This window comes from Gardnerella sp. DNF00354 (assembly GCF_049262755.1).
In the GTDB taxonomy this organism is placed as follows: Bacteria; Actinomycetota; Actinomycetes; order Actinomycetales; family Bifidobacteriaceae; genus Bifidobacterium; species Bifidobacterium vaginale.
Genome location: NZ_CP058402.1, coordinates 1,157,047 through 1,175,942 on the forward strand (window position 1 = coordinate 1,157,047; position 18,896 = coordinate 1,175,942).

The following is an 18,896-nucleotide window of genomic DNA, read 5'->3' on the forward strand; positions in this document are numbered from 1 at the left end:
TGCTATGCTTTTTAAGATGTTAGAAGATGTTAGACTAATTAAAATACATTAGGTTATTGTTATGCTTCATTTTTCTCCTTCTCTTGTGGTAGCAGATCTTGATGGCACTATGCTTCATGATGCTAATGCTTTTGAAAGCAGATATTTAAGCCAAGAAACTGTTAGCGCTTCTAAGCGTTTGAGTGAATGTGGAATTCCGCTTGCGATTATTACTGCTCGACCTGTTGGAAGTGCTTTTGATTTTATTCACGATTTGAATGCTCAAGTTTGCGCGTACCTTAATGGTGCTCTTATTGATTTTGACTGTGCTCACAGCACGATAGGTGAGCTTACTTCGCAAAGAAGCCTTGATACTCTTACGCGTTTTGGATTTGATTCTCAACATGCTTGTAGTGTGTGTTTGCGCTTGCTTAATGAGATTCCTACGCTTCGCATTGGCATTGTTATGAACGATGTTCGTTACACTAATTTTGATGTTCGTATGCTTTGGAACGAGCAGGATTTTATTATTACCGATTTTTCTAATGTTCCAAGTGGCATTGCAGACAAGATTATTATTGTTCCTCGAGAGAGTGAGAAGGAAAAACTTCAGAGCATTCTTCCAAGTGACTTTTCGCTACACATTAGCGAAGATGTTTTGTGGATGCTTACGAATCCCCTTGCGAACAAGGGGCATGCTTTGAACGTTATTTGCAATCGTTTGGGTGTAAAGCCTAGTCGCACAGTCGTTTTTGGAGACGATATTATAGATATCGACATGTTCCGCGCAGGGGGATACGGTGTAGCGGTATCGAATAGTGATCCTCGGTTGCTTGCGATTGCAGATGAGGTTTGCGACTCCAACAACAACGACGGCGTTGCCAACTGGCTTAATTCAAATCTTTTTACTAGATTGTGAATAACCCACCTTTCGTTACTGGCGAAGTTGTGTGACGAATTCTTTCGTAGAGAGTCAAACGGAAAGCTTGGTGACATTATCAGTGAAGAGAAGAAATCTACCATTCAAGTCGAAACAGCTAAAGATCTCAATGGAGAATACCCATTTTTCATTAGTGGTGATGCTGTACTTTCTTGTGATAAACCACTACTCAAAAATCGACCCATTTATATTCCAAATGAGATTGAACTTAAGGTGTTTAATAGCATTGGATATGCCTGCTTATACGACTGTATCGTCTAATCAACGCGAAAATAGATCTTTGATAGCTCTCCGTGATTGGCTTTTACCTATGCTAATGAACGGGCAAGCGACAATCGAAGATTAGGCGCTAAATTATCATTTCTCTATCCATTAATTTCTTCTCCTTAATCTATAAATTTCAATTAAAAAAGCGACTGAACTTATATTTCAATCGCTAAATGTCTTATATATTAAATTGTTTTAAGTGTGGCTTCTTATCCTTACCATTTTTACCTCCTAATTTTGAGTATAAAAAAAGACGATAGAGTTTTAACTGTCTATCGTCTAATACCTTTACCATGATATTTTTAAATCTTTTTTGACCAATATACTTTTAATAATTTAGAAAATATTATTTGTACAAATGCAACTATTATTAACGCTAAAAAGGCTTCATAACTTACATATGCTACAATTAAAGAAACTATTACAATAACCATTGAAAATATAGGTATTATATTTGATCCTGACTTCATCTTTATTAATATCATTCTCTCATCTGTTTCTTTAGTATACATCTTCTCCAATATATCCCTATTTCTATATGCTCTACTAAGCATTGACATGTAGAATACAGATACAAGTTCAAGTCCAATAAAAAATCCTACTACATAATCTGTCACATCTTCTTTTAATGGAAATTTATATTTTAAGTAAAAATTTCCAATAATAACTGCGAGTAAGGCAACCATACATAATAAGACTAAAATACTAATTCTAAATCCTATTTCTTTTTTATATTTTTCTAATTTGTTCATATTAATCATCCTCTTCTATACTAAATATTTCTTCAATACTCATATCAAAAAACTTAGCAATTTTAAAAGCCAACGGCAGTGACGCTATATATTTCCCAGTTTCAATGGAAGTTATGGTTTGTCTTGTTACTCCAACTTCATTTGCCAATTCTTCTTGAGTTATTTTATGCTGTTTTCTTAATTGAGAAATTACATTTTTCATTTTCCTCCTCCAACAGCAAGCTCACTTTACATATAATGTATAGCTCGCTTTGCTTTTTTTGTCAAGCGTACTTTGCTTTTTTATAATTTCTTAAACTAAAAGACTATAGATTTTATTACTATCTATCGTTTATTGCTATATTCAATCCTATAATTAGTTTTTTATATTTTTATTTTTAATACCTTAGATTTTGAAGTTAATTTAGCTTTATCCCTATTTTTCAAAAAATCTTCACCATCAAACAAATTCTTTTTATCATAATCTTCAAGTAACTTGTAATTCTTAAAAAGGAAGCAAAAGTTGTAAGAAGAATCTATAGAGAATATTTAGAAGGATTAAGCCTTAGAGATATAGCGGAGGGTCTTGAAAAAGACGGTGTTAAAAACGGTGCCGGGCATTTAAAATGGCACTTGTCTAATATTAAAACCATTTTGCAAAACGAAAAATATATTGGTGATGCTCTTTTACAAAAAACCATCACGACAGATTTTATTAATCATGTTCGTATAAAAAATGATGGAACAGAACCACAGTATTATGTCAAAGATAGTCACACGCCTATTATTCCAAGAGATATTTTCTTTAAAGTTCAAGAAGAAATGGTAAGACGAGCCAACATGTTTAGTGGTGAGGAGAATAAAAAAAGGAGAGTTTATTCCAGTAAGTACGCTTTATCTAGCTTATGTGTTTGTTCTAAATGCGGGGATGTTTACAGAAGAATTGCTTGGAATAATCGAGGAGTGCGTTCTGTTGTTTGGCGTTGTTGTACCAGATGGGAAAATGGTCCTAGTGCTTGCGATGCTCCGACAGTAAAAGAGGAAGAACTGCAGTCTGCTACAGTGAAAGCCATAAACAAAATACTCACCGTACCTGGTGAAGTATTGGATACGTTGAAGAATAATATTAGAGAGATTATCGCGGGCAACAACTTAAGTGAGCTTGAAACGGTTGATAAAAAAATTGCAGACAAACAAGCGATACTACTAACCTTGCTTAAAGCTAAAAAAGACTACGCGAAAATAGCTGATGAAATTGATGAGCTTAAGGGTAAGAAACAGCAGCTTCTTATAGAAAAAGCAGGTCAAGAAGATTCTAAAAGACGAATCAGAGAAATGGAAGATTTTCTGAAAAGTGAGCGTCACGATATTAGTGAGTATGATGAGAAGCTGGTAAGAAAGTACATCAAGAAAATAAAAGTTTACGAGGACAGGTTCAGCGTAACTTTTAAATCAGAGATTAGTGTGAATGTTGAAAGAGCATCGTAAAAGCCAAAAGAATGTGAGCATTTGAAATGTTACAAAACTCAGCCTAGGGGGGATCTTCTCTAGGCTGTTTTTATGCTCAAAAATTAAGCTATTAAGCCAATCTTAAACCTTTTAACGATAGCTTTTCCTATCGTTAAAAAGTGCACCCGGTATCCATAGTGTGCACTCAAAAAAGTGTAGCTATACTTGGAGTTCTCTCAATCCACGTCGAGAGTGTTGTATTGATGTCAAAGGCTGATTAGGTGGGTGCAAGTTTGCCCTTGTGTAGCAGGGGTTTGCAGGGTCTATCGTTAAAAGGTTTAATGCGAAGCGGCTTTAAGCTTACTTCTCGCGGTTTTTGAGCACAGTTTGGCTGTTTGAGGAAACATGTCGACGCTCTAGGGTCGAGTGCACAGGATGGATAACGTTAAAAAGTGCACACACTTTGCACCCACCTTGTGAAGTGGGAAAATATAGCTCAAAAGGTAAAATGAGGCCTGATTATTAGTATGTGCACGAGGAGGTGCTTAAGGAATGGGTAATAAGAAGTTTATCGCAGAGACGAAAGATGTTCGTTTAACGGTGAAACGTGCTGATACCTTTGGCGTGAGCTTTGTTAACTGTGAACAAGATATATTGAGGGTTGAGGAAGCGCAAAATGTTATAAGGCTTATTCAAACTAAAAAAGTCTCAGCTTCGAATTGGCTGAGGTTGTTTACTCAGGGTATGCCTGAAATTGTTGTGAGTTTGCCACATGATGTGGAAGTTTGTGAGGTTGAATCTGATTCTAATCAAGTGCTCATCACGGATATTGAGATTGGTAAGCTTTATGTAGAAGTGAACAATGGCAAGGTAGAAGTTGTTAATTTGAAGGCGGATGATGTCTTTCTTAAATGTTATAATGGGTCGGTTTCAGCAACAAACGTAGAAGTAACTCATGTTTGTACGCTTGATACGTTAAATGGCATGAGTATTTTAGAAGGAACAATCACCAAGGATGCAAGCCTTGAAGTAGTTTGTGAGAATGGTGTCACCGAGGTTTCAGATAAGAAGAAGGTAAATTGTAAAAACGATGGATTTGCGCATTACATGGTGCACTGTCTTAATGGGAAAGCTATTGCGAAGTAGCAGACATATAGATCAAAAAAGAAGCAATAAAACTTGATATAAGTTGGAATTAGAGCGTATATAGACATACCGATAAAGGAGGAAGCCGTATATGCTCTATGTAAAATTTGATGATTTCGAAGATGTTAGCGTCATGGGAAATGAGAAAGATCATGGAATGTTTATTCCGATTAAGGATGGGAGTGTGTATGCTGAGTGTGAACGGTGCGGTGTAGTTGAAAGGATCTCCTCACCATGCGAATTCATTGCTAGCACATTTAGGTCAAGAGTGAACTTCAATGAAGGTTATGAACTTTGCGAGAAGTGCTTGCAAGAGGTTGAGTTTGTTACTGTTGCTTTGAGAACTGGAAAATTACCTAATCGAGAATTGAAATAACTGAAAAAGCAAAGCAGTGATAACCGTAGTAATACAGGAAAAACTAAACGTTAAAAGGTGCACACACTTTGCACCCGGGCGGTAAATGATAATTTAGGGAGGCGTTTTATGTCAGTAATTAAAATTGAAAACCTCACTTTCTCATATTATGGATATGTAAAACCCATATTTAAAAATGTATCGTTTTCCTTTGATACAAACTGGAAAACGGGATTGATAGGAAGAAATGGAATCGGTAAATCAACTCTATTTAAGTTACTTTTAAATCAAGAAACTTATCAAGGTAAAATAAGCAAGGATGTTGAATTTATTAAATTTCCACCAAATATAAGCGATACTTCAAAATTAGGAATTGAGTTATATAAAGAACTAATATCAGATGATGAAGAATGGAAGTTATTTAGAGAACTCAGTTTGCTAAATGTAGATGAGAACCTTGTTTACAGAGAGTTTGAAACGCTTTCTAAAGGGGAACAAACAAAAATCCTTTTAGCTATTTTGTTTACAAGAGAAGATGGCTTTTTACTTATTGATGAACCAACAAACCATTTAGATATGGACGGAAGAAAAATTGTAAGTGAATATCTGAAAAGTAAAAAAGGATTTTTGCTTATATCTCATGATAGAGATTTTTTAGATGGTTGTATCAATCATGTTATTTCTATTAACAGGAATTCTATTGATGTCCAATCGGGAAATTTTACATCATGGTATGAAAACAAAGTGATGAAAGACCAATTTGAAATTAGTCAAAATGAGAGATTAAGAAAAGATATTAAACGATTAAAAGAGGCTGCAAGACAAAGTCAAATTTGGTCTGATAAAATTGAGAATACTAAAAATGGTGTGAAAGTATCAGGTGTAAAACCAGACAAAGGACATATAGGTCATCAATCAGCCAAGATGATGAAAAAATCTAAGAATTTGGAGAATAGACAAAACAAGGCAATAGAAGAAAAACAGAGTTTACTAAAAGATATCGAAATAAAGGAAAGTCTATTATTGCATCCATTACATCATCATAAAAATCCTCTAATATCGGTTAGCAATTTATCATCATGCTATGGAGAGAGACAGATCCTAAATAATGTAAGTTTCGAGATAAAGCAAGGCGACATAGTGGCTATATATGGGGGTAATGGTAGCGGAAAATCAACCTTGATTAAAATTTTATTAGGTATAAATCACGAGTATACAGGTGAGATAAAATTAGCAGGTAATTTAAAAATCTCGTATATTCCTCAAGACACATCTAATTTAACAGGTAGCCTAAATGAATATATTCACAAGCAAGATGTTGATGAAACATTGTGTAAAACAATTCTAAGAAAATTAGATTTTTCAAGAGAATTATTTGAAATGGATATGAAGAATTATAGTGATGGACAAAAAAAGAAAGTTTTAATTGCTGTAAGTTTCTCAAAGCCAGCTCATATATTTGTTTGGGACGAACCACTGAATTATATAGATGTAATATCAAGAATACAGATTGAGGAAATTATAAAAGAAGCAAAGCCTACACTCATATTTGTGGAACACGATAAGCGATTTGTAGAAGATATCGCTAATAAAATAATACAATTTTAAGTAAAATCCAAATCCCAGTTTGTAGTGCCTTAGACTTTTATCATCATACGACATTCCCCTTGCCAGTTTCTCTCCTGCAATGAACGTTAAGGCTCTTTTATTGATGCATGGTTATCATAAGGGTAGTCTTGATACACGTGAGACTGTCGTATTGATGTCAAAGGCTTAATAGGTGGGTGCAAATTTGCCCTTGTGTAGCAGGGCTTTACAGGGTTTATCGTTAAAAGGTTTAATATGCGGCGGCTTTAGGCTGGCTTGGCGTGGTTTTTGAGCGCAGTTTGGCTGTTTGAGGGGATATGTCTACGCTCTAGGGTCGAGTGCACAGGATGTTAACGTTAAAAAGTGCACACACTTTGCACCCCCTTGTCTAAAAAATTTAACATTTTGAAAGGAGGAATAATGGAAACAATAGTATCCGCTTTATTAGTTTTTGTTTCTACATCCATTGACTACTTAGTTGTTTTGACTATTTTATTCGCTAGTCAAGGAAAGAAAGGTTTGAAATCAATTTATGTAGGGCAGTATTTAGGTACAGGACTGCTTGTACTGGCTAGTCTTATTGCCGCTTACTTTTTAAATTTTATTCCACAAGATTGGATTATCGGACTCCTTGGTCTAATTCCGCTAGGTCTTGGTATAAGAGCAATTTTTGTGGATGAAGATATTGATGAAGAAGATATCGAGGGGAAAATTACCGGAAATGGATCAAAAATCTTAGCATTTACAAGTTTAACAGTGGCAATGGGTGGAGATAATTTAGGAATTTATATCCCTTATTTTACAGGAAAGAGTTTGATTGAGATTGGTATAAGTTTAGTAATATTTGCCTTAGGGATTTTGGTTCTATGCAAATTATCTCAAAATCTCGCCTCAATTTCTGCTATCGGAGAGACTGTGGAAAAGTACGAAAAAATAATTGTACCTGTCGTGTTTATTGGACTCGGTCTTTATATATTGATTGAAAATGGAACTATTAATTATTTCATAGGTCAAGTCCTAAAAGTGGTGTAAATTCATTTCCTTCCCTTTATCTGCTATTTTTATGTTCAAACTCAAACGAGAAAATAAGTGGTGCTTCCCACCGTCACGGCGCTTCACCGTGCTATAAGATGCAGGAGGCTGATTAGGTGGGTGCATTTTTGCCCTTGTGTAGCAGGGGTTTGCAGGGTCTATCGTTAAAAGGTTTAATGCGAAGCGGCTTTAAGCTGGGTTCTCGCGGTTTTTGAGCGCAGTTTGGCTGTTTGAGGAAACATATCGACGGTGTAGGGTCGAGTGCACAGGATGTTAACGTACTTCGCTTGCGTTGAAAGCACACTGTGCTTTCAACTTTGAGCAAGCTCAGCGAATCGAAGTGCATTCGCGAATTATATTTAATCGCTCATGCAAGTCGATTCGCCACTTTGCACCCAGCTTTGTGAAATAAGTAAGACGATAGTTAAGTTGCTTGAAGTACTAAGTTATATATGAGTACATGGTATAATAGTGGCAATTATTTTCGGAGGTATCAAAAGATGGTAATTAATAAATCCTGTTCTAACTAATGTAGAGAGGTTAAATCCTCTCGGTATTTTCAAGGAGGATTTATGATACGTATTGATAATTTAACAAAAGTTATAGGTGCAAGAACTTTATTTGCGATTGATCATCTATCTATTGGTGCTTGTGACAAGGTTGGTTTAATTGGTGATAACGGCACAGGCAAAACCACCTTTTTACGCATACTTTCAAGTCTTGATACTGACTATGCGGGGCGAGTTCAAATGGACGACGAGATTAGTTATTTGCTCAACAATTTAGAAGATGAACTCGGTTTTATGTATCAGCGTCGTTTTCAGAAGAATTGTAGTAGTAGTCCAGGCGAGCAGCAAAGATTGAAACTGGAGCACCTTTTAGTTGATAATAAAGCATTTTTGCTTATTGACGAGCCTACATCACATTTAGACATTAAGCAAAGAAAGCTATTAGCTAAACGGCTCTATTCTCGCAATAAGGGTTTTATTCTTGTCTCCCATGATCGAGATTTTATTAATCAAACCTGTACGAAAATTTTCGAATTGGTCAATGGGAAAATTGAGGTTTATAGCGGTGATTATTCGTTTTACCTATGTGAAAGAGAAAAGAGGTATAAGTGTGCTGAGAGGGAATATGAGAGTTATGTAAAAGAAAAGAAGCGTCTTTTACAGGTTGCAAATGCAATAAAACAGCAGTCAGCAAAAGTAAAAACCACACCCAAAAGGATGGGTAACTCAGAAGCTAGGCTGCATAAAATGGGTGGGCAACAAAATAAGAAGAAGCTCGACAAACAGGTAAAAGCCACTTTAGAAAGAGTAAGTCAACTAGAGGTGAAGAGTAAGCCATATCAAAATGCAGCCATCAAGCTCAATATGGACGAGCGAGAAAAAATTCATTCCAAGGTACTCATCAGGGCAGAAAATCTCAATAAGAGCTTTGATAGCAAGGTGATTTTTAAGAATGTCAATTTTGCGATAGACAATACAAATAAAGTTGCCTTATTAGGTGACAACGGTTCAGGGAAAACCACTTTGCTCAACATGATTCTTAACGGTGAAACGTGGACACATCCGAATTTACGAATTGGTTACTATAGTCAGCTAGGAGAAACACTCGACTATACAAAAACGATTCTAGACAATGTATTACCTTATTCAATCTATGACCAGTCAATGACGAGAATCATCTTAGCTCGTCTAGGTTTCAAAACAAATGATGTGTTCAAGCAAGTGAATGTGCTTAGTGATGGTGAAAAAGCCAAGGTGAAATTGGCGAAGCTTCTAACAGGTAACTTTAATTATTTGGTGATGGATGAGCCAACTAACTTTTTAGATATTCGTGCCATAGAAGCCTTAGAAGAGCTGCTTCAAGGCTACGACAGACCTTTGCTTTTCGTGACGCATGATGTGTCCTTTATCAACAATGTAGCGGATTCTTTGTTACTTATCGAGAATGAAAAGATTACTGGTTTTGAAGGTAATTTGCAGCAATATAATGAGGAAAATGAGGTTTAAACTAATTATCATAATGAGAATATTTGCTGTTATTCGCTGGCATTGAACAAATGAGAAGTTTAGTGCCCAGGAATACATAGATGTCAATTGCAATTATCCTGGTGATTGGGATGGTGTAATAGAACGCATTGAAGAAATATAGCTCAAAAGGTAAAATGAAATCTGATTATTAGTATGTGCACGAGGAGGTTTTTAAGGAATGGACAAGCTCGTTCGTTTTTGCCGTGAAGTAGCGACATTCGGCTTGACGGTTGCCTTAATCGCGATGCTGGTTGCCTTAATATGGGGTGGCACACTTGCTATTAGAGTTGGTTTTACCTCTTTTGTTATTGGTGTCACAGTGATCTCGCTTAAGACTGTCCTTCGAAAGACTGATTGAATTTTGTGAGATTGAAGCTGAGTCGAATCAAGTATTAGTAACGGATATTAAAGCTGACAAGATTTATGCGGAAGTTCATAACGGCAGGGTGGAAGCAAGAAGTGTTCAGGCGAATGATGTTTTTCTAAAGTGTCTTAATGGTTCTGCTGTGGCGAATAATGTTAAGGTTGTTGCTTCTTGCATGGTGGATACGTTAAATGGCATGAGTGTTTTAGAAGGACCAATTACCAAGGATGCATGTCTTGAAGTAGATTGTGAGAATGGTGTCACCGAGGTTTCAGATAAGAAGAAGGTCAATCTTAGTTGTAATTATCTTGGGCGCAAAACAGATGGATGTGCTCACTATGCTGTGCATTGCTTGAATGGGAAAGCTGTAGTGAAGTAATACTGTTGTGGTGTTTTGTGTCCGTCACTGTGACTAGTAGCACGAAATAGAGTTTGGCATATTCTAAAAAATGATTTTAAATGTTGGAGTATTAGGCTTGGTGGTTTTTAATCCAAGTGTAAAGGTCATTTTCATTTGCTTTGCCTGATGCAACTTTGAGAATAATATCAATCAGTTCTTCATCTTTATAAGACAACATAATGTTGTTGAGTGTCAGAAAGATTAGCATGACATGTGTGCCGATGCGCTTGTTTCCATCTATAAAAGGGTGGTTTTTTATAAGACCAAAAGCTAGACGTGCTGCCTTATCTAAGACAGATGGGAAAAGTTCATTCTCGTCAAATGTTTGCAGTGGAGTCTTTAATGCAGAATCAAGCATTCCTACATCTCGGATACCTGAAGAACCGCCGCTTGTTTCAATCAGAGCTTGGTGAAGTTTAATCACCTGTTCTCGTGTTAAATACTTCATTTGGCAAGTTCCTCATAGACTTTTTTGTTCTTTTTTATGAACATGTTGGATAAAGCCATAACTTCATCGTTTGTTGGAACAGTAACTTTTTCAGTTTTGGCTTTTGGGAATTCTAAAATTACGTAGCGAGGAGCGTTGTTTTTCAAAATAACAGCTGATCCGTATGTGTCAACAAGTCGCGCAACTTTGGAAAAGTTTTGATTTGCTTCAGAAATAGAAACAAGCGTGTCTGTATTTACATTCATATCAAGAACCTCCATTTTTAGGAGAATTATAGCATATATTTTAGGATAAATAAATCCTAAGTATTTTGAGAGTTATTTTATAAATGACATATAGTCTATATGTGATTTAGTTGTTTATGTTTTGGGGAACAAATCGGTGTAATAATTGTAAAAAAGTTCCCTACATTATTTGATTTCTCACGGTAAAGGCTTGTTGGTTATTCCAGAAAATAAAGTTCCTGAGTTTAAGAAGTTGCTTGTTGAGTATTATGAGGGTGAAGATTTGCAGGTGATTGCTTCGTTTATGATGGGTATTGTTGGAAGCATTAAACGAGCACTGATTGGCTATTTTGTTTGCTGCGTGCATTTTCTGCATAAGAAGATAAGTTAACCAATTTGAGCGTAATTTTAAAGTTGAACTTGAAATTTACGCCCATTATTAGAACACTGCGGCTTCAATCTCAAAGGTGAATTTTTAATTTGTTTCGTTTATAATAGAAACAACTATAAAAAACAATAAATTTATCGACTATAATCGAAATTGTAAGCAAAGCTGTAATCGAAAGGTGTGAGGATATGTCATATATATTACGTAAAAAATATCTTAATAAGATCAAACCTTTTATTGACAAGCCTATTGTGAAGGTGATTACAGGTATGAGACGAGTGGGAAAGTCCACTTTGTTAAAAATGATTCAATCTGAATTGCTTGTAGACGTTCCTCAAAGTCGTATTATTTATATCAATTTAGAATCAGCTCAATACTTATCTGTGAAAAATGATTTTGATCTGCAGAAATTAATTACAGAACGTAGTCAACAAATAGAAGGTAAAATATATTTTTTCTTTGATGAAATTCAATTAGTTTCTCACTGGGAACGTGTTATAAATGCGCTTAGAGTTGATTATGATTGCGATATTTATTTGACTGGTTCTAACTCAAAATTATTGTCCGGAGAGCTTGCCACCTTGCTTGCAGGGCGTTACGTAAGTTTTGAGGTGCTTCCTTTTACTTTTAGCGAATTCGTGAATTTGTATCAAAGTTTGAATTTAAGCATACAGGAATTATTTCAGCTATATATCAAAATTGGTGGTATGCCTCCTCTTCATTATTTTAATGGGGAAGAGGAGCCGAGTTTTAGATATTTAAACGACATTTATAATACCGTTGTTGTTAAGGATATACTTGAATACAATTCGATCCGAGATGTTGACGTATTTAATCGCATTTTACTTTTTTGTTTAGATAATATTGGACAAAGTTTTTCAGCTAACAGTTTACGAAAATATTTTGTTAGCGAAAATCGTAAAGTTTCAGTCGATACCATTTTGAATTACTTGAATTTTTGCCAAGCGGCGTATCTTCTAAAAAAAGTTCCACGCTATGACAGTGTTGGGAAAAAGTTACTGACGGTTGAGGAAAAATGTTATGTAACAGATCATGGTTTTAGGCAAGCAGTAGGTTTCTCAAACGTTGCGTCAATTGAACGTATTCTAGAAAATATTGTCTATATTGAGCTTTTGTCTCGTTGTTTTCAGGTTCAAGTTGGTCGTATTAATAATCAAGAAATCGATTTCATTGCTACTAGACAAGGTGAAACTGAGTATTATCAAGTCTCTTATTTGATGGCTAGCGAAGAGACTCGTAGCCGGGAATTTGGTGTTTATCGATTGGTTAAGGATAATTATCCTAAATATGTTTTGTCGATGGATACAATGAATTTTTCGCAAGAAGGGATTATACACAAATATTTACCAGATTTTCTACTGGAAGAGAATGCGTAATCTGCTTGATTTTGCTCTTATGTAGATTATGTTTCGCGATGGCTATTATTAAAAGGTTTAATTTGAAAGCGTAAGTGCGATGTTTCATAGTTTTCCTTGCGAATTGGCGGGATATTAGTACTACGATTGGCGAGTTTTCATTCCGACGATTGGCGAGTTTTCATTCCGACGATTGGCGAAATTCTGTTCCGATGTTTGGCGGCATCAGTGAAGATGATTGGAAAGCGCGGTGTGAAAATGAAAGAAAACGAATTGGCGGTCGGTTGCGCTCATTTGTCGGCAGAAATTGCGCTTTTAAAGGCAATTGCCAACTGCACTTGCTACTACGCAACTGCTGTTTCGGCTATAATTTCACCATAATCATGATGAATTCGAGTTTGAAATGGAGATGTTTTTATGATTTTAGCAGATAAAATATTGGAATTGCGTAAGCAAAACGGTTGGTCGCAGGAAGAATTGGCGGACAAATTGGGCGTCAGTCGCCAAGCTGTTTCCAAATGGGAAGGCGCACAAAGTATCCCGGATATTGAACGGATAATTGCATTGAGCCGTTTGTTTGGTGTTAGTACAGATCTTCTTGTAAAAGATGAAATTGATGTTATGGGGAAGAACGTCAACGCAGATGAAAATGCCTGCCAGGAAGAAGCCGGCGTTCGCATGCGTGTAATTGAGCTGGAAGAAGCCTCCGCTTATATTGCTCACAGAATATCATTTGCCGCCTATGTTGCTCTAGGCGTTCTTCTTTGTATTCTGGCGGCAATCCCGTTGGTCGGCAGTGATCTTTTGCTTTCTCACACAGTAAATGCGCAAGTCGGTAAAACTTTGGGCTTAGCATTTAGTGTTGCGATTATTACTGTAGCTGTAGCTATTTTTATTATTCAGAGTTTCCACGGAAAGCGTTATCAATATTTGGAAAAAGAGGACTTTGAAACGGCTTACGGAGTTGACAGTGTGCTCAAAGAACGCTTGGAACGGTTCATGCCGTCGTATGTGCTGCGGACGGTCAGCGGTGTCGTTTTATGTATGGTTGCTTTTATTTTTCTTATAATTTCGGATATAGCGCCGGAATTTTATCAACTTTCATCCGGCTTTTTTGTAGTTATCGCTATTGCTCTGGTGGCAGCAGCTGTTTATTTATTCGTACAGGCGAATATTGTCCGCTCGTCCTATTGCCGTTTGCTGCAACCGAAGAAAAAGATTGTCTATCCTGCAAAGATTAGGTTATTCCTCCAAGCTTATTGGCTTATAGTTGTCTGCATTTATTTAGCCTACAGTTTCATCACGTCCGATTGGGGAAGAAGTTGGATTGTTTGGCCGTTGGCCGCATTGACTTACGGTGTAATAGAAGTAGTGCTCAAAGCGTGGAGGCTCGGAAAGAAATAAGTGACTTTCAGCGTCGATTTTGTTCCGATGTTTTGCGGCGTTCGTGAAGATGATTGGAAAACGCTGTGTGTGGAATACGTGTCATCAAGTGATAAAGGGCAAAACATTTAGTGTGCTGTGATAGTTTGCGTTTTCGTTCTGACATTTGTTTGTGTTCATGAAGGTGAGTGTAAGACTAAATAATCTTGTTAGAAAGAAAAAATTTGTGCTAGTTTGAAAGATTTAATAAAATACTCTCATTGGTGTAGCATACGTAAATAACAGTACCCGACGCGCCTATTAACAATGCGGACCAAGTCGGGTCTTTTGATTTTTGGTCTATAACCCGATATTTAACAAGGGAGTTGTTCAAGTGGCGAATAGTAGGAAGTTTGTAGCAAAAACGAAAGATGTTAGCTTAAAGGTTAGAAGGGCTGATTCTTTTAGTATTAGTTATGTTAATTGTGAAAAAGACGTGTTTGGGATTGAAGAAAATCAAGATGGTATAAAACTCGTTCAAACAGAAAAAGTGTCGGCTTTTTACTGGTTGCATTGGCTTGCTAAAGGCAGTCCTGAGGTAATTGTTTCGTTGCCAGAGAGTGTTTATTTTTGTGAGATTGAAGCTGAGTCGAATCAAGTATTAGTAACGGATATTAAAGCTGACAAGATTTATGCGGAGGTTCATAATGGCAGGGTGGAAGCAAGGAATGTTCAGGCGAATGATGTTTTTCTAAAGTGCCTTAATGGTTCTGCTGTGGCGAATAATGTTAAGGTTGTTGCTTCTTGCATGGTGGATACGTTAAATGGTACGAGTGTTTTAGAAGGAGAAATACCTAAGGATGCATGTCTTGAAGTAGTTTGTGAGAATGGTATTAGCGAGGTTTCTGATAAGAATAAGGTCAATCTTAGTTGTAATAATCTTGGGCGCAAAACAGACGGATGTGCTCACTATGCTGTGCATTGCTTGAATGGGAAAGCTGTAGTGAAGTAATATTGTTGCGGTGTTTTATGTCCGCTACTTTGACCAATCGCACGAAATAGAGTTTGGCATATTCTAAAAATGCTTCGGAATGTTGGAGTATTAGGCTTGGTGGTTTTTAATCCAAGTGTAAAGGTCATTTTCATTTGCTTCGCCTGATGCAACTTTGAGAATAATATCAATCAGTTCTTCATTTGGCAAGTTTCTCATAGACTTTTTTATTCTTTTTGATGAACATATCCGATAAAGCCATGACATCATCATCAGCTGGAACAGAAACCTCATCGGCTTTAGGGAACTCTAAAATCACATAGCGCGGAGAGTTGTTTTTTAGTATTACAGCTGAGCCGTATTTATCGACAAGACGAGCAACCTTTGAGAAGTTTTGATTGGCTTCAGAAATTGAAATCAGCGTATCTGTATTTACATTCATAACGATAGCCTCCTTTTAAGGAGTTTGTACCCTATATTTTAGGATGAATCATTCCTAAGTATTTCAAATCTACGTCATAACTATTAACTCAGAAAAGATGTGACAGGTGTCAATCGGAACTCATGGTTTGTTGATTGAGGCTGTATAAATACAACAGTCTTAGGTTGAGCATTAGACGGCAACGTAGCAAAAAATACTTGACTAAAATACTTGACTATGACGTTGCGTAATACTTTATTCTAGTGATAAGGAAGGAGGTGAGATAGTGAAAACAGTGAATGAAGTCAGCAAGATAGCAGGAATTAGTATTCGTACTCTTCAGTATTACGACAAAATAGGTTTGTTAAAACCGTCTGCTTATTCGGAGTCAGGATATAGGTTGTATGGTGATGAGGATCTAAAGGTACTACAATCCATTTTGCTGTTTAAAGCTTTGGAATTTCCGCTCAAAGAAATTAAAGAAATAATAACCAGTGAGCATTTCGACAAAGATTTAGCACTGGAACAACAAATCAAATTATTAATCCTGAAAAAAGAGCATTTGGAAAATTTAATTCTTTTTGCAAAGGGATTAAAAGAATTAGGAGGTAACTATATGAACTTTACAGCATTTGACACAAGCAAAATTGATGAGTATGCCAAACAGGCAAAAGAGTATTGGGGAGATACACCGGAATTCAAGGAATTTGAAGCTAAAGAAAAAAGGAGAAACAGCGAGGAAACAAAAATGCTCCATCAACAACTCATGCTGATTTTTGCAGAATTTGGCAAGGTAAAATCACAACCCAGCGATTCAGTTGAAGTTCAGGCTTTGGTAAAGAAACTGCAGGACTTTATTACAGCTAATTTCTATAAGTGCTCGAATGAGATTTTATCCGGACTTGGCAAGATGTATGCTTCTGGTGGTGATTTTACGAAAAATATAGATGCGTTTGCAGGCGAAGGGACATCAGTATTTGTCAACAAGGCAATCGAATATTATTGCAAGTAAGTTTTATAATCGAATTATTGATTAAGACACCTAATTAATTAATGTAGTGCTCCCAAAAGTTGGACCAAAAATCTAACTTTTGGGATCATTGCAAAAAGGTGCTTTAATTTTCTACCAGAATAAAAAATTGTTTTGTAGAAAATAGATTCTCAAACTTTTTAACGATAGCCCTTCCTATCGTTAAAAAGTGCACACACTATCAATAGTATGCACTCAAAAAAGTGTAGCTATACTACCCATTCTCTCAATCCGGATTGAAGTACTGTTTTTAGTAGTCTTTAGTGTTAATTTATCATCGCATTTATTACCATTTTTGCTTAATTCTCAATCATTAAGAGTTGATGATACCCCGTTGCATATGGCAATTAGAGAAGCTCTTGCAAACACGTTGATTCATGCTGATTATTATATGCGAGGAAACACGGTTATTGCATATAATAATGTTGTGAACACTTCTGTTGACGGTTCTTCACAATCTTCTACAGAAACGAATAGCTTGAACGCTGGTTTTAAGCTTTCTTTTGCAAACCCTGTGTGTTTACGTATGCCTATAGAAGTGGCTTTGACTGGAGGTTTTTCTGATTCTCGAAATCCCGCACTGCTTAAAATGTTTGCACTGATTTCTGTTGTTGAACGTGCAGGAAGCGGATTTGATGCTATGCGACCTGGATGTGATTGGGCTGGAATACCTCATCCAAGGTTAAGTGAGTCCTTTAATCCTGACCGCACCACTCTTGAATTTTTTGTAAGCGATAAGAATAACATTGTATCTAGTCCTGAAAATCACAAAACGAATCTTAGTGTTCATTCGTCAAATTTAGTGAATAATACTTATAATTCAGGACTTACTGCAAATGCACTTTCACAAGATTCTAATAAGTCATATAAGCGTATGAGCGTTGACGATTGCTATAAAAAGATTATTGAAGCAGTAAATAATCATGGAACAATAAAGCGTGAGCAAGTGCAAAATATTCTTAACGTGGGTAGCACCAAAGCTAAGCAATTGTTATCTAATCTAGTTAGTAGAGGAGATATTTCAGTTTGTGGAAAAGGTCGAGCTACTACTTACGTTTTTAACCACTAATTAAACAAAAACCGCACATGTGCGGAAATTAATCCACGTGCACGTGCGGCTTCTGTTATTTATTTATTGATTTAATCAAATCAGGCGTTTACGCGATCGATGCCAGACTGTACGTCTGCAATCACGGAATCCCAAGACTTGATGAAGGCGGCAACACCGTCGGCCTCAAGCTTGTCGGTAACGTCCTTAATGTTAATGCCAAGCTCAGCAAGCTTGTTCATAACAGCGTGGCTCTCTTCGTAAGTGCCCTTAATGGAAGCAGCACCGTTGCCGTGATCAGCAAGAGCGTTCAAAGTCTTTTCTGGCATGGTGTTAACAACATGCTCAGCAACCAACTCGTCAACGTACTTGCAATCGGAGTAAGCTGCGTTCTTGGTGCCAGTAGAAGCCCAAAGTGGACGCTGCTTCTTAGCACCCTTGGCCTCAAGTTCAGCCCAACGTGGATCAGCTGCGAACTTCTTCTCGAAGAGTTCGTAAGCCAAGCGAGCGTTAGCAACAGCAGCCTTGCCTTCAAGAGCCTTAGCTTCTTCAGAACCATTAGCTTCGAGGAGCTTGTCAACAGCGGTATCAACGCGGGAGACGAAGAAGGAAGCTACGGAGCCGATGTGCTTCAAGTCGTGGCCGTTAGCAGCAGCCTGAGCGATACCTTCGATGAAGGCGTCGATAACCTGCTCGTAGCGCTCGAGGGAGAAGATCAAGGTTACGTTCACAGAAATACCCTTAGCAAGGGTAGCGGTGATAGCTGGAAGACCTTCCAAAGTTGCTGGAATCTTGATCATAACGTTTGGACGATCAACCTTTGCCCAAAGCTCTTCAGCCTGCTTCTCAGTGTTAGCAGTATCGTGAGCCAAACGTGGGTCAACTTCGATGGAAACGCGACCGTCAACGAAATCGGTCTTTTCAGCAATCTCGCGGAAGATATCAGTTGCGTTACGAACATCGGTGGTGGTCAACTCGCGGATAGCGGTTTCAACGTCAACCTTGCCGAGTTCCTTAAGCTGTGCGTCGTATGGACCAACCTGGCTCAAAGCCTTCTGGAAGATAGATGGGTTGGTAGTAACACCAACAACATTCTTGTTAGCAATCAAATCCTGCAAAGAACCAGACTCAATGCGGGTACGGGACAAATCGTCCAACCAAATAGAAACGCCGGAATCGCTAGTGCGCTGCGTTGCTTCAGTCATGTTATCTCCTTAACACTGTGCTCCACCAGTTGGAACACGTTGGTAGTGTTGGCGTTTTTACAGGAAACAGCGGTTGATGCTAAACCAGCTGTAGCTTAACATCAACACGCCTTTGCT

At 37.2% G+C, this 18,896-nt stretch carries 20 protein-coding genes and 1 pseudogene; 15 read left to right on the forward strand and 6 right to left on the reverse strand.

Annotated features, from left to right (window positions below):
* Positions 1 to 61 precede the first annotated feature (61 nt).
* On the forward strand, positions 62 to 898 hold the full coding sequence (locus HXT24_RS04605) for an HAD hydrolase family protein (RefSeq protein WP_422119248.1): 837 nt from the start codon (positions 62 to 64) through the stop codon (positions 896 to 898).
* Between the two features lie 590 nt (positions 899 to 1,488).
* Here HXT24_RS04605 and HXT24_RS04610 read toward each other — a convergent pair.
* A complete protein-coding gene (locus tag HXT24_RS04610) occupies positions 1,489 to 1,938 on the reverse strand; it encodes a hypothetical protein (RefSeq protein WP_032836439.1) in 450 nt (149 codons plus the stop codon).
* A gap of 1 nt (position 1,939) precedes the next feature.
* Complete coding sequence (locus HXT24_RS04615) at positions 1,940 to 2,140, reverse strand: helix-turn-helix transcriptional regulator (protein ID WP_020761027.1); 201 nt, start codon at positions 2,138 to 2,140, stop codon at positions 1,940 to 1,942.
* A 278-nt stretch (positions 2,141 to 2,418) separates the two neighbouring features.
* On the opposite strand from HXT24_RS04615, the gene HXT24_RS04620 reads away from it, so the two are divergent.
* From HXT24_RS04620 to HXT24_RS04655, 8 genes and pseudogenes are all read left to right on the forward strand, one after another.
* Complete coding sequence (locus tag HXT24_RS04620; RefSeq protein WP_422119607.1) at positions 2,419 to 3,405, forward strand: recombinase family protein; 987 nt, start codon at positions 2,419 to 2,421, stop codon at positions 3,403 to 3,405.
* Positions 3,406 to 3,918: 513 nt separating this feature from the next.
* The gene (locus HXT24_RS04625) at positions 3,919 to 4,512 is read left to right on the forward strand and encodes a DUF4097 family beta strand repeat-containing protein (RefSeq protein ID WP_004123504.1); all 594 of its coding nucleotides are present in this window, start codon (positions 3,919 to 3,921) and stop codon (positions 4,510 to 4,512) included.
* A 91-nt stretch (positions 4,513 to 4,603) separates the two neighbouring features.
* On the forward strand, positions 4,604 to 4,888 hold the full coding sequence (locus HXT24_RS04630) for a hypothetical protein (protein WP_004123506.1): 285 nt from the start codon (positions 4,604 to 4,606) through the stop codon (positions 4,886 to 4,888).
* Positions 4,889 to 4,996: 108 nt separating this feature from the next.
* The gene (locus tag HXT24_RS04635) at positions 4,997 to 6,475 is read left to right on the forward strand and encodes an Lsa family ABC-F type ribosomal protection protein (protein WP_004123507.1); all 1,479 of its coding nucleotides are present in this window, start codon (positions 4,997 to 4,999) and stop codon (positions 6,473 to 6,475) included.
* 399 nt (positions 6,476 to 6,874) lie between these two features.
* Positions 6,875 to 7,486 (forward strand): CadD family cadmium resistance transporter, encoded by a 612-nt coding sequence (locus HXT24_RS04640; RefSeq protein ID WP_004123508.1) that lies wholly within the window; start codon positions 6,875 to 6,877, stop codon positions 7,484 to 7,486.
* A 572-nt stretch (positions 7,487 to 8,058) separates the two neighbouring features.
* Positions 8,059 to 9,501: a ribosomal protection-like ABC-F family protein gene (gene abc-f, locus HXT24_RS04645; RefSeq protein ID WP_422119249.1), complete on the forward strand. Its 1,443-nt coding sequence runs from the start codon at positions 8,059 to 8,061 to the stop codon at positions 9,499 to 9,501.
* Between the two features lie 199 nt (positions 9,502 to 9,700).
* A complete protein-coding gene (locus tag HXT24_RS04650; protein WP_285060866.1) occupies positions 9,701 to 9,880 on the forward strand; it encodes a hypothetical protein in 180 nt (59 codons plus the stop codon).
* Positions 9,876 to 10,265: pseudogene (locus HXT24_RS04655) on the forward strand (hypothetical protein); the annotation flags it as partial. The gene HXT24_RS04650 and the pseudogene HXT24_RS04655, both read left to right, overlap by 5 nt.
* Before the next feature lie 91 nt (positions 10,266 to 10,356).
* Here the strand turns inward: HXT24_RS04655 and HXT24_RS04660 are convergent.
* Both HXT24_RS04660 and HXT24_RS04665 read right to left on the reverse strand, forming a co-directional pair.
* Entirely contained in the window at positions 10,357 to 10,734 is a 378-nt protein-coding gene (locus HXT24_RS04660) for a type II toxin-antitoxin system death-on-curing family toxin (RefSeq protein WP_415684101.1), read from the reverse strand.
* Complete coding sequence (locus tag HXT24_RS04665; protein ID WP_004120533.1) at positions 10,731 to 10,979, reverse strand: prevent-host-death protein; 249 nt, start codon at positions 10,977 to 10,979, stop codon at positions 10,731 to 10,733. Before HXT24_RS04665 ends, HXT24_RS04660 begins: the two co-directional genes overlap by 4 nt.
* A gap of 169 nt (positions 10,980 to 11,148) precedes the next feature.
* On the opposite strand from HXT24_RS04665, the gene HXT24_RS04670 reads away from it, so the two are divergent.
* The 4 genes from HXT24_RS04670 (at position 11,149) to HXT24_RS04685 (ending at position 15,096) form a co-directional block, all read left to right on the forward strand.
* Complete coding sequence (locus HXT24_RS04670; RefSeq protein WP_415684269.1) at positions 11,149 to 11,349, forward strand: hypothetical protein; 201 nt, start codon at positions 11,149 to 11,151, stop codon at positions 11,347 to 11,349.
* Positions 11,350 to 11,534: 185 nt separating this feature from the next.
* Positions 11,535 to 12,743: an ATP-binding protein gene (locus HXT24_RS04675; RefSeq protein ID WP_415684102.1), complete on the forward strand. Its 1,209-nt coding sequence runs from the start codon at positions 11,535 to 11,537 to the stop codon at positions 12,741 to 12,743.
* 396 nt (positions 12,744 to 13,139) lie between these two features.
* Positions 13,140 to 14,126 carry a helix-turn-helix domain-containing protein gene (locus tag HXT24_RS04680; protein ID WP_422119250.1) on the forward strand — a complete coding sequence of 329 codons (987 nt, stop codon included), beginning with the start codon at positions 13,140 to 13,142 and terminating at the stop codon, positions 14,124 to 14,126.
* Positions 14,127 to 14,478: 352 nt separating this feature from the next.
* A complete protein-coding gene (locus HXT24_RS04685) occupies positions 14,479 to 15,096 on the forward strand; it encodes a hypothetical protein (RefSeq protein WP_415686338.1) in 618 nt (205 codons plus the stop codon).
* A 178-nt stretch (positions 15,097 to 15,274) separates the two neighbouring features.
* Here the strand turns inward: HXT24_RS04685 and HXT24_RS04690 are convergent, their stop codons facing one another.
* Complete coding sequence (locus HXT24_RS04690) at positions 15,275 to 15,517, reverse strand: type II toxin-antitoxin system Phd/YefM family antitoxin (protein WP_422119251.1); 243 nt, start codon at positions 15,515 to 15,517, stop codon at positions 15,275 to 15,277.
* A gap of 265 nt (positions 15,518 to 15,782) precedes the next feature.
* On the opposite strand from HXT24_RS04690, the gene HXT24_RS04695 reads away from it, so the two are divergent.
* The gene (locus HXT24_RS04695) at positions 15,783 to 16,508 is read left to right on the forward strand and encodes a MerR family transcriptional regulator (RefSeq protein ID WP_422119252.1); all 726 of its coding nucleotides are present in this window, start codon (positions 15,783 to 15,785) and stop codon (positions 16,506 to 16,508) included.
* A gap of 358 nt (positions 16,509 to 16,866) precedes the next feature.
* Complete coding sequence (locus tag HXT24_RS04700) at positions 16,867 to 17,595, forward strand: ATP-binding protein (RefSeq protein WP_422119253.1); 729 nt, start codon at positions 16,867 to 16,869, stop codon at positions 17,593 to 17,595.
* 80 nt (positions 17,596 to 17,675) lie between these two features.
* Here the strand turns inward: HXT24_RS04700 and tal are convergent, their stop codons facing one another.
* On the reverse strand, positions 17,676 to 18,779 hold the full coding sequence (gene tal, locus HXT24_RS04705; RefSeq protein WP_004117904.1) for a transaldolase: 1,104 nt from the start codon (positions 18,777 to 18,779) through the stop codon (positions 17,676 to 17,678).
* Between the last annotated feature and the right edge of the window lie 117 nt (positions 18,780 to 18,896).